This is a genomic window from Streptomyces sp. MA5143a (assembly GCF_900290235.1).
In the GTDB taxonomy this organism is placed as follows: domain Bacteria; phylum Actinomycetota; class Actinomycetes; order Streptomycetales; family Streptomycetaceae; genus Streptomyces.
In genome coordinates, this window is record NZ_OLMK01000077.1 from 42647 (window position 1) to 54017 (window position 11371).

11 protein-coding genes are annotated in these 11371 nt (G+C 72.9%); 6 read left to right on the top strand and 5 right to left on the bottom strand.

What is annotated here, in order from left to right; all coding sequences use genetic code 11:
- Window positions 1-82 precede the first annotated feature (82 nt).
- Window positions 83-1597 carry an arabinosylfuranosidase ArfA gene (gene arfA / locus SMA5143A_RS30575; RefSeq protein ID WP_107466009.1) on the bottom strand — a complete coding sequence of 505 codons (1515 nt, stop codon included), beginning with the start codon at window positions 1595-1597 and terminating at the stop codon, window positions 83-85.
- Between the two features lie 231 nt (window positions 1598-1828).
- Here arfA and SMA5143A_RS30580 point away from each other — a divergent pair, with 231 nt between their 5' ends.
- From SMA5143A_RS30580 to SMA5143A_RS30590, 3 genes are read left to right on the top strand one after another with little or no spacing between them, the layout of a single operon-like run.
- A complete protein-coding gene (locus tag SMA5143A_RS30580) occupies window positions 1829-2458 on the top strand; it encodes a transcriptional regulator (protein WP_107466010.1) in 630 nt (209 codons plus the stop codon).
- Window positions 2445-3173 carry a toxin-antitoxin system, toxin component gene (locus tag SMA5143A_RS30585; protein WP_258193823.1) on the top strand — a complete coding sequence of 243 codons (729 nt, stop codon included), beginning with the start codon at window positions 2445-2447 and terminating at the stop codon, window positions 3171-3173. The genes SMA5143A_RS30580 and SMA5143A_RS30585 overlap by 14 nt, the downstream gene beginning before the upstream one ends.
- Window positions 3174-3208: 35 nt before the next feature.
- On the top strand, window positions 3209-4588 hold the full coding sequence (locus SMA5143A_RS30590; RefSeq protein ID WP_258193824.1) for an MAB_1171c family putative transporter: 1380 nt from the start codon (window positions 3209-3211) through the stop codon (window positions 4586-4588).
- Window positions 4589-4657: 69 nt separating this feature from the next.
- On the opposite strand, the gene SMA5143A_RS30595 is transcribed toward SMA5143A_RS30590, so the two are convergent.
- Together SMA5143A_RS30595 and SMA5143A_RS30600 are read right to left on the bottom strand one after the other, a co-directional pair.
- Window positions 4658-5515 (bottom strand): SMP-30/gluconolactonase/LRE family protein, encoded by an 858-nt coding sequence (locus tag SMA5143A_RS30595; protein ID WP_107466011.1) that lies wholly within the window; start codon window positions 5513-5515, stop codon window positions 4658-4660.
- Window positions 5512-6285 carry an IclR family transcriptional regulator gene (locus SMA5143A_RS30600; protein ID WP_107466012.1) on the bottom strand — a complete coding sequence of 258 codons (774 nt, stop codon included), beginning with the start codon at window positions 6283-6285 and terminating at the stop codon, window positions 5512-5514. The genes SMA5143A_RS30595 and SMA5143A_RS30600 overlap by 4 nt, the downstream gene beginning before the upstream one ends.
- 186 nt (window positions 6286-6471) lie before the next feature.
- Between SMA5143A_RS30600 and SMA5143A_RS30605 the strand changes: the two genes are divergently transcribed.
- Window positions 6472-7125, top strand: a complete 654-nt coding sequence (locus tag SMA5143A_RS30605; protein ID WP_107466013.1) for a hypothetical protein — start codon at window positions 6472-6474, stop codon at window positions 7123-7125.
- Window positions 7126-7179: 54 nt separating this feature from the next.
- Here the strand turns inward: SMA5143A_RS30605 and SMA5143A_RS30610 are convergent, their stop codons facing one another.
- Both SMA5143A_RS30610 and SMA5143A_RS30615 read right to left on the bottom strand, forming a co-directional pair.
- Window positions 7180-8421 carry a helix-turn-helix domain-containing protein gene (locus SMA5143A_RS30610; protein WP_107466014.1) on the bottom strand — a complete coding sequence of 414 codons (1242 nt, stop codon included), beginning with the start codon at window positions 8419-8421 and terminating at the stop codon, window positions 7180-7182.
- Between the two features lie 3 nt (window positions 8422-8424).
- On the bottom strand, window positions 8425-8643 hold the full coding sequence (locus SMA5143A_RS30615; protein ID WP_055540075.1) for a hypothetical protein: 219 nt from the start codon (window positions 8641-8643) through the stop codon (window positions 8425-8427).
- A gap of 292 nt (window positions 8644-8935) precedes the next feature.
- Here SMA5143A_RS30615 and SMA5143A_RS30620 point away from each other — a divergent pair, with 292 nt between their 5' ends.
- Together SMA5143A_RS30620 and SMA5143A_RS30625 are read left to right on the top strand one after the other, a co-directional pair.
- Entirely contained in the window at window positions 8936-9913 is a 978-nt protein-coding gene (locus tag SMA5143A_RS30620) for a DUF3068 domain-containing protein (RefSeq protein WP_107466015.1), read from the top strand.
- A 249-nt stretch (window positions 9914-10162) separates the two neighbouring features.
- On the top strand, window positions 10163-11314 hold the full coding sequence (locus SMA5143A_RS30625; RefSeq protein ID WP_107466016.1) for a glycosyltransferase family 4 protein: 1152 nt from the start codon (window positions 10163-10165) through the stop codon (window positions 11312-11314).
- Window positions 11315-11371 lie beyond the last annotated feature (57 nt).

Below are 11371 nucleotides of genomic sequence, written 5' to 3' on the forward strand. Positions count from 1 at the left end.
CCACATTGTCGGCCACGCGGGGCGGGCCGGGAGACCCGCCCCGCGTCCGCGTGGCCGTGCGCGCCGGTGGGCCCGTCCGGGATCAGCCGAGGCGGATCACGTTCCAGGAGAGCGGTTCGAGGGCGGCCTTCAGTACCCCGCCCTCCAGCGTCGTCCCCTCGCCCGCGTGCGGGCCGACCCGCTCGGGCTCCGCGAGCGTGTTCCGGGCGTCGGGGTCGGCGTCGGCCAGCACGCTGTGCTCCACCACCCGGCTCAGGTCGAGCCCGCCCAGCGCGACCTCCAGCGGAAGGGCCTCCGTACGGCTCCGGTTGACCGCGAACACGGTCACCGACCCGTCCTCTGCCCGCACGGCGGTCGCGTGCAGCAGGTCCGCCTCCCCGTACTTCTCCGTCACGTACGTCGGCGAGTCCACCCGTACGTCGAGGACCCGGCCACGGCCGTAGCGCGCGGCCTGGGCGAAGGGGAAGAACGTCGTCTGCCGCCAGGCGGGACCGCCGGGCTCGGTCATGATCGGGGCGATGACGTTGACGAGCTGGGCGAGGCAGGCGACGGTGACGCGGTCGGCGTGCCGGAGCAGCGCGATGAGGAGGGAGCCGAAGACGACGGCGTCGGTGACGCTGTAGTTGTCCTCCAGGAGGCGGGGGGCCTCCGCCCAGTCCCGGGTCTCGGAGTCCTCGATCTCGTGCCACTTCGAGATGTACCAGACGTTCCACTCGTCGAAGGAGAGGTTGATCTTCTTCTTCGACTTGAGCTTCGCGCCCACGTGGTCGGCGGTGGCGATCACGTTCTCGATGAAGGACTCCATGTCGACGGCGGAGGCCAGGAAGGAGTCGATGTCGCCGTTCTCGGGCTGGTAGTAGGCGTGCAGGGAGATGTGGTCGACGAGGTCGTACGTCTCCTCCAGGACCGTCGCCTCCCAGGCGGCGAAGGTCGGCATGGACTGGCTGGAGGAGCCGCAGGCGACGAGTTCGACACCGGGGTCGATCTGGCGCATGGCGCGGGCGGTCTCGGCGGCGATCCGGCCGTACTCGGTGGCGGTCTTGTGACCGGTCTGCCAGGGGCCGTCCATCTCGTTGCCGAGGCACCAGAGCCTGATGCCGAACGGGTCCTTGTCGCCGTGCGCGGCACGGAGGTCCGACAGGGCGGTGCCGGCGGGGTGGTTGGCGTACTCCTGGAGTTCGAGGGCCTCGGCGACGCCCCGGGTGCCGAGGTTGAGGGCCATCATGGGCTCGGCCCGCGGGCCGATCTTCTTCAGGAAGGCGATGTACTCGGAGAGGCCGAAGCGGTTGGTCTCCGTGGAGCGCCAGGCGAGGTCGAGGCGGCGGGGGCGGTCCTCGACGGGGCCGACGGAGTCCTCCCACTTGTAGCCGGAGACGAAGTTGCCACCGGGGTAGCGGATCGTGGTGACACCCAGCTCACGGATGAGTTCCAGCACGTCGGTGCGCAGGCCCGCCTCGTCGGCCGCCGGATGGTCCGGCTCGAAGATCCCGGTGTAGACGCAGCGGCCGAGGTGCTCGACGAAGGAGCCGAACAGTCGGGGGTTGACCTCGCCGACCTGGAAGGCGGGGTCGAGGGTGAAGCGGGCTGTGCGGGCCATGGACATCCTTCGCGTTCGACATTACGGATGCAGCTCGTTCAGTCGAACGGGACGCTATGTTCGCCGGTGGAGAGAGTCAATGGGGGCCGACCGGGCGGGCGGGGCCGACCGGGCGAGCGGGCGAGCGGGGCCTGTCGACCGGCGTGTCGTCCGTCGAACGATCGTTGGTCCGGTTTCAACGATCGTTGGATTTCCGTGGTGTTCAGGCCATTGGGCACGTAGGGTCTGGCCGTGCCCGACCTCCCCGTACCCCTCCCCCGGACCCTCGCCCGGCTCGACGTCCTCGCCGCCCGGACGGGGGCCGATCGGGGGCGACTCCTCGATGTTTCCGCGCTGTCGGAGCGCACCGCGCTCGGTGAGGACGTGGTGCGGACCCTGCTCGACGGGGGTGAGCCGCCGGGCGACCGGATCGACGACCGGGTGCGCGGGCGGGTACGGGCGCTGCACACGGCGTATCTCGCGCGGAGCGGCAAACGCACCGTCGACGTCTGCAAGGAGGTCGCGGAGCGGCTGTCGATCAGCCCGGAGTGGGCCCGGCAGCTGCTGCTCGGCAAGAAGATGCCGAACGTGCCCGACCTCACCGAACTCGCCGCGTTCTTCGGCGTCGAGGAGGGCGTCCGGTTCTTCACCGACCCGGCCGCCGCCGTCCTGGACCGGGAACTGCGCCGGGTGCTGGAGGGCCTGGAGGGAGCCGGGGGCGAGGGCCCGCTCGTCGAGTTCGCGACCCGGCACGGAGTGGTGACCCTCGCGCTGCGCGGGGGGCGGATGCACCTGACCCGGCGCAAGCAGGAGGCCCTCGCGGTGATGCTCGAAGGGCTGCTCGGCGTCGACGAGGAGGAGCCCGGAAATGAGCCGTCGTGAACCGGGCGGCGCACGGCCGCGCGGGTCGACCGGGGCCGCCGGGGCCACCGGTGTCCTCGGCCGGGTACGGGCCGCGCTGCTGCCCGCCCGGTCCGCCGCCGAGCGGCGCGGGCTGACCGCGGGGCTCGTCAAGGCGGTCCGGGCACGGCTGGACGGCCCCCTGGGGGTAAGGGAGTTGGGGGCGGCGCTGTGCGCGGAGATGAGCGCGCGGCGCGGTGGGCGGCCCGTGGAGCTGCGGTTCGAGCGGTTCCCGGACGAGATAGAGGTGACGGGGCTGTGGATGGAGTTCCCCGGCTTCGACCTGGTGATCGTCGAGGAGCGGGCCGCTCCCGTGCAGCAACTGGTGATCCTGGGGCATGAGTTGTGGCATCTGCACACCGGGCACAGCCATCACCGGGTGCCGGGCGCGGACGCCGCCGCGTTCGCGCTGTCCGGTGGGCCGGGCTGGCCCGGGTCCGCCCTCGGGGTCGCCGCGCGCGACGGCTCGCACGCCTCGGCCGAACAGGAGGCCGAGGACTTCGGCCACCGGCTCGCCACCGCCCTGCGCCCCTGGGTGGACACCGGACACGGCGACGCCACGGGTCCGGCCCCCGCCGGTCCGGCCCCGGACAGCCGGGCTCCCGGCGCACCGGCCCCCGCCGGTCCGGCCGACCGGGCGGACTCGGTGCGGCAGGCCCTCCAGGCGTCCCTCGGCTATCGCGGGCGGCGCGGATGAGGGGGGCCACCGTCTCCGCGACCACGACCGGTGCCATGAGTCCCGCCGACTTCTTCGGCGGGCTGTACATCTCGTTCTGGATCCCCACGGCCGTCCTGACGGCCGCGCTGGTGATCAAGCTGCCCAGCATCGTGAAGCTGTGGAAGGACCCGCTCCTGCGGGCGGTCGGCGGTCTGCTGCTGCTCGCGTGCAGCGTGTTCCTGTTCGCGGTGCCGTCGGTGATCGCCTGGACCAACCAGGTCGTCGGCGTGCCGAACATCGCCGCGCCCTGGGTGTACTCGCTGATCACCGCGTACTGCGCGGCCTGTCTGCTGCTCATCGTCGCCTGGCGCAACGGCCCGGCGGACCGCTCCCCGACGACCCGCCGCGCCATGCGCTGGGTCGTCAGCGTGTACACGGCGGTGATCGTCGTCCTGTGGGTGCTGTTCGCGCTGGCGGACGTCCCCCGGGAACGGCTGCGCGACCTGGACACGTACTACGCCACCACACCCTTCATGCGCGAGGAGATCCTCCTCTACCTGGCCGCCCACACCGCCGCCTGCCTGATCACCTGTCATCTGATCCGCAGCTGGGTCCGCACCCAGGGCCTGGACCTGTGGCTGCGCGGCGGTCTGAAGGCGCTCGGGATCGGCTACGCGCTCAACCTGGTGTACGACGCCTCGAAGCTGACCGCGCTGGTCGCCCGCTGGACGGGCCACGACCTGGACTGGCTGAGCACCCATGTGGCGCCGCCGGTGGTGGCCGTGGCGGCCATCTTCATCGCGGTCGGGTTCATCCTGCCGCACGGCGGCCAGTACCTGCACGAACGCTGGCGGGTGCGGGTGAGCCACCGGCGGCTGCGGCCCCTGTACCTGCTCACCCGGAGCGTCAGCGGCTCCGGGGTGCCGTTCGCCCTGCGCGCCACGGCGGAGCTGCGCCTCACCCGCCGCGAGACCTTCATCCGCGACGCCCTGCTCCAGCTGGCCCGCCACTTCGACGACGATCTGCACCGCCGCGCCTACGCCGGAGCCCTCGCCCTCGGTCACGGTCCCGGCCGGGCGCGGGCGCTGGCCGCCGCGGTGACGATCCAGGACGCGCTGGCCGCGCGGAAGGCGTCGCCCTCCCCCGGGCCGCCCGCCGTCTCCCTGACGTCGGGCCCGCTGATCTTCCCCGACCTCACGGCCGGTCCGGGCCGCACGGGGTACCCCGAGTTCACCGTCTCCTCCGACCTCACCGACCTCCTCCAGGACATCGACGCCGTCTCCCGGGCGCTGCGCCACCCCGCGGAGATCGAGGAGGTCCGCACCCTCGCGACCGGCCCGACCGGCTCGGCGGACCCGACCGGCTCGGCGTGCCCGACCGGCTCGGCGTGCCCCACCGACCCCGTGGACCCGGCGACCTCCGCCGCCGAGAGCAGTGTGTCCGCGCACGAGTGACGGCCCGCCGGCCCACCGGGGTACGGGTGGGGCCGACGGGCCGTCGACGGACGTGCGGTACGGGTGGGCTCAGCCGGCGAACGCGGGCTGCGCGAGGCCCTTGCCCGCGCCCGGTACCACCAGCAGCGAACCCGACAGCGGATGCGGGGTGTCGGTGCCGACCCGGGCCGTGGTGACGTACAGGTCGGTCAGGTCGGCACCGCCGAACGCGCAGGCCGTGGGGCGGGGCGTGGGCAGCCGGACGACCCGGTCCAGTTCGCCGGAGGGGGTGTAGCGGCGTACGGCGCCGCCCTCCCACAGGGCGACCCAGACACAGCCCTCGGCGTCGACGGTGAGGCCGTCGGGGAAGCCGGCACCCTCCTCGATGGTGACGAACGGCCGCCGGTCGACGGGGAGCCGCACGCCGTCGGTCTCCGCGTAGTCGAAGACGTCGATACGCCGGGTCGGCGAGTCGATGTAGTACATCAGCTGCCCGTCCGGGCTCCAGCCGGTGCCGTTGCTGACGGCGACGTCGTCGAGGACGCCCTGGGCGAGGCCCTCGGCGGTGAACCGGGCGAGGGTGCCGCCGCCCGGGGCCTCGTCGTAGCGCATGGTGCCGGCGAAGAGGGAGCCGTCGGGGGCCACGGCGGCGTCGTTGGCCCGGCGGCCGGGGACCGGCTCGTGGTGCAGCCAGCGGAAGCCGCCGTCGGCGTCGCGCAGCCCGACACCGTCCCGCAGGTTCAGGACGAGGCCGCCGCCGACGCGGGGCTTGGCCGCGCCGACGTGCTGCTCGGTGACGAGGATGGTGCGGCGGCCGGAGGCCGGGTCGAAGGTGTAGACCCGGGAGCGGAGGATGTCGATCCAGATCAGCCGCTGGGCGTCGGCGTCCCAGGTGGGCCCCTCGCCGAGGGTCGCGTACTCGCGTACGGCGATGTCGTACGTGCTCATGCCACGCTCCGGTATCCGAGGCGCTCGGAGAGTTCCGCGGCGCCCTTGGCGGCGAGCTGCTCCAGCTCGTCCCGGCGGTCCTCGCTCCAGCGGATCATGGGGATCGAGATGGAGAGCGCGGCGACGACCTTGCCCGTGCGGTCGCGGACCGGGGCGGCCACGCAGGAGACGTCGGGGTTGGACTCGCGGTTCTCCACGGCGAGACCCCGCTCACGGATCCGGGCCAGGGTCTCGCGCAGCGCGTTCGGGTCGGTGATGCTGTTGGGCGTCATGGCGACCAGGTCGGCGTCGTCCGGGATCCGGGCGTTCAGCTCGGCCTCGGGAAGGGAGGCGAGGAGCATCTTGCCGACGGAGGTGCAGTGCGCCGGAAGGCGACGGCCGGCGGCGGACACCATACGGACGGCGTGCGTGGAGTCGACCTTGGCGATGTAGATGACGTCCGTGTACTCCAGGATCGCCACGTGCACCGTCTCGTCGCAGGTCTCGGCGACGGTCCGGGCGACCTGCTGGCCCTCGGCGGCCAGGTCCAGCTGCTCGGCGTAACGGCTGCCGAGCTGGTACGGACGGACACCGAGGCGGTAACGTCCCGGCTGTCCCGCCACCGGCACGATGTAGCCACGGGCGGCGAGCGTGGTGACCAGTTCGTGGACGGTGGTGCGCGGCAGCTGGAGCTTGCGCACGATGTCGGGGGCGGAGAGCGTGCCGTCCCCGTCCAGGAAGAGCTCCAATATGTCGAGCGCCCGGGTCACGGCAGGTACTAGGCGTCCCACGGTCGGCCCCCTCCCTTGTTTCTTCGTTCTCGGTACCGGCTGTGTTCGAAATTTCAACAGTCGATCGGCATGACGAACACAGGCTAGTCAACGTGGTGCGGGCGGGCAATGGCCGAGAACGCCCCGTGTTTCCCGGCATGTGGGTGAGGGCAGCCCTTTTCCACATCAAGGGGACGGGGGAGGACGATGACGGAGGCCGACAGAGCGGCCCGATTCCTGCTCGGCGGCCTGGTCGGCCTGGCGCTCGGGGTGGGGCTCGTAGGCGGGGCCTGGCTGATCACGGGGGACGATGGCGACGCGGCGCCGGGGGCCGCGGGGGCGTCGGCCGGCCGGGGCGGGGAGCTGTCGGCGCCGGTGAAGCTGGGCGCGTTCGTCCATCAGGACAAGGCCGTCCTGGAGCTGGACGCCTCGCAGGGGAAGGAGCAGGCGGAGCGGACCCGCGACTGGGACGGCAGGAGCGGGGAGCTGCTGTCCGAGGCGCACGGGGGCGCGGCGGCGGTCGTCCAGTCCTTCTCCGACTCCCGTCTGGTGTCGTTCTTCCAGTTCGCGGCCGTCCGTGGGCCTTCCCCGCGGCCGTATGTGCCGTACACGGACCCGGCGGCGCTCGGTCTGGAGAAGCCGACCGGCGAGAGGGTCACCTTCGGGAAGGTGGACTGCGTCCTCCACCACCAGCCGACCAACGCCGGGAACGAGCCGGAGCCCGACAGTGTGTCCACGGTGTCCTGTCAGCGCAGCGACGAGCGGCTGACCGTGCTGGTCCGCGACGTCACGGGGGACCTCACCCACGAGCCGAGCAAGGTGGCCCGGCTGGTGGACGAGGCGTGGTCCGGCCTGACGTAGCCCCGGTGCCCCCGCCCGGCCCCCGGTGCGCCCGTCGCGCCCGCCGCGCGCCCGTCAGCGTCTGCCGCGCGGGTCGCCCAGCTCTCCCCGGAGCCGTTGCGCCCTGAGGACCAGTTCCAGCTCGAAGCGGCGGTCGGGGTCGTCGACCTCGTCGCCCCACAGTTCCCGGATCTGGCGCAGGCGGTAGCGGACGGTCTGGGGGTGGACGCCGAGGCGGGTGGCGACCTCAGGGGCTCCGCCCCTGGTCTCCAGCCAGGCGAGGAGGGTCTCGGCGAGGCGGCGCCCGTGGGTGGGGCCGCAGTGCGCGAGGGGCGCCAGGCAGCGTAAGGCCAGGTCGTCGATGAGTTCCTCCGGCTGGAGGAGGACCAGGGCCTCGGTGTGCTCGGTGCAGTGCAGCACCTCCCCGGCGGGCAGCAGCCGGCGTTCCATCAGGCTCACCGCGGCCTCCGCCCAGCGCAGCGACTTCGCCGCCTCCGCCAGTGGCACCGGCGGCCCGATCGCGCCCGACCACCCCGCGAGGGCCCGGTGCAGGAGTTCGTGCCGCCCGGCGGCGTCCGGTTCGGGCACGACCATGCGGGGCTGCTCGTACTCCATGTCGAGCAGGACGCCCTGGCCGACGGCCGGGGCCATGGCCTCGCGGGCGGGCCGCAGCAGGACGCCGACGGCGACCTTCTCGGGCAGGGGCCAGCCGATGCGGGCGGCGCGTTCGGTGAGCGCGTCCGCGGGGTCGCCCCGGTGGTGCTCGACGAGGAGCAGCTCCATGAGGCGCCGCTGGAGCCGGAGCCGTTCGCCGGCCTGCCGGGCCGCCGCCTCCGCGTAGCCGCGCACCGACTGGTCCACCAGCCCGTCCAGGTACTCGTATCCGGCGTCGACCAGCTCGTACATCGCGGGCGGCGGGATCTCCACGCGCTGGCCGATCTCGGCGAAGCGCCGCCAGGCGAGGCGTACGCCGAGGCGGTAGATCGCCTGGAGGGAGTCCAGGCTGCGGCCGTGCAGGCCCTCGCCCCGGCCGAACTCCTGGAACACACCGGGAGGCACCCGCGGGCGGCCCTCCGCGGTCTGGAGGTGCTGGACGAAGACCTCGATGGCGCGGCGGATGCCGATGAGGGCCATCGGCTCTCCGGAGTCGTCGAGGACGACCGGCAGATGGGGGTACTCGCGGCGGATCTCACCCAGGATCTCCTCGGCGAGGGCGGGTGCCTCGGCCATGGCGATCGCGGCGAACTCCCGCACCTGGTCACGTGGAACGTCGTGCCAGGCGGAGCGGACTGAGACGGTTCCCGGGCGCCCGGTCACCCCTCAGCGCTCCTGACCGGCGTTCTCGTACGTGATGAGCGGGGTGTTCGGCTGGTCCGGGGTCGCCTCCAGCAGCGCGACGACACCGAACGCGGCCGCCACGGCGAGCGCGGCGGCGGCCACCATGGTGAGCGCGGCGGCGAGGGCACGCCGCGGAAGTCCCGTCGCCCGCGCGGAGGGCGGGTCCGGTGGCGTCTGGTGCGTGGTCTCGGCGTGCGACATCGCAGGGTCAGCCTCTCGGTCGAAAGGTCGGCCCCACCCAGGGCACCCCGCACCCCGGGACCTCCTGACGGTCCCGGTACTCGTCCACCTCGCCGGGGGCATTCTGACGACCCCTCAGCCGGTCGTCCGTCCCGGACACCGGCTCCGGCCCAGTGTCAGCAATGCATTGACACTGCGTCAAGACTCCGCCTACGGTTCCCGGCCCATACGTCACGCGCACCTTCCCCCTTGGCGTCCCCCCTTCCGAGACGCCTGCCCGAGTCGCACCTTCCAACGCCCCTGGAGTGCCCGGATGCGCCGTACAGCCTCGCCCCTGTCCCTGGTCCTGCTGGGCCTCGGCACCTTCCTGCTGGTCCTCGCACCCCTGCTGGCCTGGTACGTGGAGCCACGGGCCGCGGTGAACCCGATCGACATCGACACGACCGCCGTCTACACCGGCACGGGCAGCGTCTTCGACGTGGAGCAGGTGCGGACCGTACCGGACCAGAAGATCACCGTGACCCAGCGGGTACGCGGCGATGTGGCCGAAAGCGAACGCAGCGGAGCGGCCGTGTGGGACGTGATCACCAGCGTCGACACGGAGAAGTCACTGCCGGCCGCCGACCCGCACGACGCGCTGGACTTCAGCCCGCACCGCTGGGTCAGCGACCGCAGGACCAACCGGCCGGTGCACTGCTGCGAGGAGAAGCCGTACATCGAGGGCGAGGCGTACCTGAAGTTCCCCTTCGACGTGCGGGAACGCTCCTACCGCTGGTGGGACAACACGCTCGGCGCGACGGTCACGCTCCACTACGAGGGCCGCAAGAAGATCCGCGGCTACGAGGGAATGCGTTTCACGGCGACCGTTCCGGCGACGAGGACGGGCACACGGCTGGTGCCCGGAGCCCTCGTCGACGAGCCGGGCCGGCCGCAGGTGCCGGCCGAGGAGTGGTACGCCAACCACGGCCTCGAACTCGTCGTCGACCAGGCCACGGGACGCGTGCTCTACGCGCGGACGGGGCCGCGCCGGACCCTGCGGGCGCCCGGCGACACCGAGGACGCGGCGGTGCTGCTCGACAGCCGGAAGCTGGCGTTCACCGCCGAGACGCAGAAGTTCGCGGTGGAGCAGGCGGAGCGGGACAGCGGACTGCTGCGGCTGGTGGGGCGGACGTTGCCGATCGGTACCGCTGTGGTGGGGTTCGTCCTCGCCGTGACGGGTGGCGTTTTGGTGGTGCGCGGCAGGCGGCGCCCCGAAACGTCCGAGTCGCCCCAGGATCCGATCACGATATGACAGGGCGTCAGTTCAACAAACCCCGGAAATTGTCACGTCGGTGAGTAGCAGCTTCGAAACTCTCGGCGAAAACTGTCCACCCCACCTGAGCACAGCCCACCCATACCTCGCTCCCGACCTCGCTCCCGCGCACCACGACCTGCCCGCCGCGACCGGACCGTCCCCCCACACGCCCCACCGGAACAACCCTCACAGCGAACCTCCTTCTCCCCCGCTGAGTTCCGCACCCCGAGACGAGTTGGAGCACCCATGCCCCAGCACGTGCCGTTCTCGCTGGTCGACGCGTTCCCGCGCGGCGTCCGGCACGCCCCGGCGGGCGCCCCACCGCCACGCCGGATCGTTTTCCTCGCCCGCCGTGACCTCGGTAACCCGGCGGCGGGGGGCTCCGAGCTCCTCGTCCACCGGCTCGCCGAGGGCCTGACGGGGCTCGGCCACCAGGTCACCCTGCTCTGCGGGGGCCCGGCGGCCCTGCGCGACTACCGGGTCGTGTCCGCGGGCGGCGACCTGAGCCACCACTTCCGGGCCAGAAGTGCCCTCGCCCGCCAGGTCGGCGACTGCGACCTGCTCGTCGAGGTGTGCAACGGCATGCCGTACCTGACACCGCTGTGGCATCGCGGGCCGACGCTGTGCCTGGTCAACCATGTGCACACCGATCTGTGGCGGATGCGGTTCGGCGGAGCGCTGGCGCCCGCTGCCCGGCTCGGCAGAAGCCTCGAACACTGGGCGCTGACGGGCGCGCAGCGCGGCAACCTCGTGGTCGCCGTGTCCTCGTCCACGGAGACGGCGCTCCGCGCGATCGGCGTGGACGGCGAACGGATCCGGGTCGTCCACAACGGGGTCGAGGAGCCGGGGCCGCGTGCCGAACGGTCGCCCGAGCCGCTGTTCGTCGCCGTGGGACGGCTGGTCGAGTACAAGCGGATCGATCTGCTGCTGCGCCTGTGGGAGCGGGTCAGGCCCGTCACCGGCGGTCGGCTGGTCATCGTCGGCGACGGCCCCGAGCGGCAGCGGCTGGAGGCGATGGCCGGGCCCGGCGTCGAGTTCGCCGGGCATGTCTCCGAGGCCGAGAAGCACCGGCTGCTGTGCGCGGCCTGGTTGCTGCTGCACCCGTCCGCCGTGGAGGGGTGGGGGCTCGTCGTCACCGAGGCCGCGGTGCGGCAGACCCCGTCGGTCGCCTTCGACGTGCCGGGGCTGCGGGACTCCGTCGTGGACGGGGAGACCGGGGTGCTGGCCCGGGGGGAGTCGTCGTTCGCCGCGGCCTGGTGCGCGCTCGCGCTGTCGGCCGACCGGCGGGAGCTGATGGGGAGGGCGGCACGGGAACGGGCGGCGCACTTCCGGTGGGGCCGTACGGTGCGGCAGTTCCGGGCGGTCGCCGCGGAGGCGGTGCGGGGTGGGGGCTCTTGAACGCGCGACCGGGTGCTTGGAAGGATCCGTCCCTGCGGCGGTCCCTCGCCCTCTTCC

Bases quoted from the DNA above. Each gene is read 5' to 3' on its own strand.
- arfA (WP_107466009.1), bottom strand. From the start codon at position 1,597: ATGGCCCGCACAGCCCGCTTCACCCTCGACCCCGCCTTCCAGGTCGGC.
- SMA5143A_RS30585 (WP_258193823.1), top strand. From the start codon at position 2,445: ATGAGCCGTCGTGAACCGGGCGGCGCACGGCCGCGCGGGTCGACCGGG.
- SMA5143A_RS30590 (WP_258193824.1), top strand. From the start codon at position 3,209: ATGAGTCCCGCCGACTTCTTCGGCGGGCTGTACATCTCGTTCTGGATC.
- SMA5143A_RS30595 (WP_107466011.1), bottom strand. From the start codon at position 5,515: ATGAGCACGTACGACATCGCCGTACGCGAGTACGCGACCCTCGGCGAG.
- SMA5143A_RS30605 (WP_107466013.1), top strand. From the start codon at position 6,472: ATGACGGAGGCCGACAGAGCGGCCCGATTCCTGCTCGGCGGCCTGGTC.
- SMA5143A_RS30615 (WP_055540075.1), bottom strand. From the start codon at position 8,643: ATGTCGCACGCCGAGACCACGCACCAGACGCCACCGGACCCGCCCTCC.
- SMA5143A_RS30620 (WP_107466015.1), top strand. From the start codon at position 8,936: ATGCGCCGTACAGCCTCGCCCCTGTCCCTGGTCCTGCTGGGCCTCGGC.
- SMA5143A_RS30625 (WP_107466016.1), top strand. From the start codon at position 10,163: ATGCCCCAGCACGTGCCGTTCTCGCTGGTCGACGCGTTCCCGCGCGGC.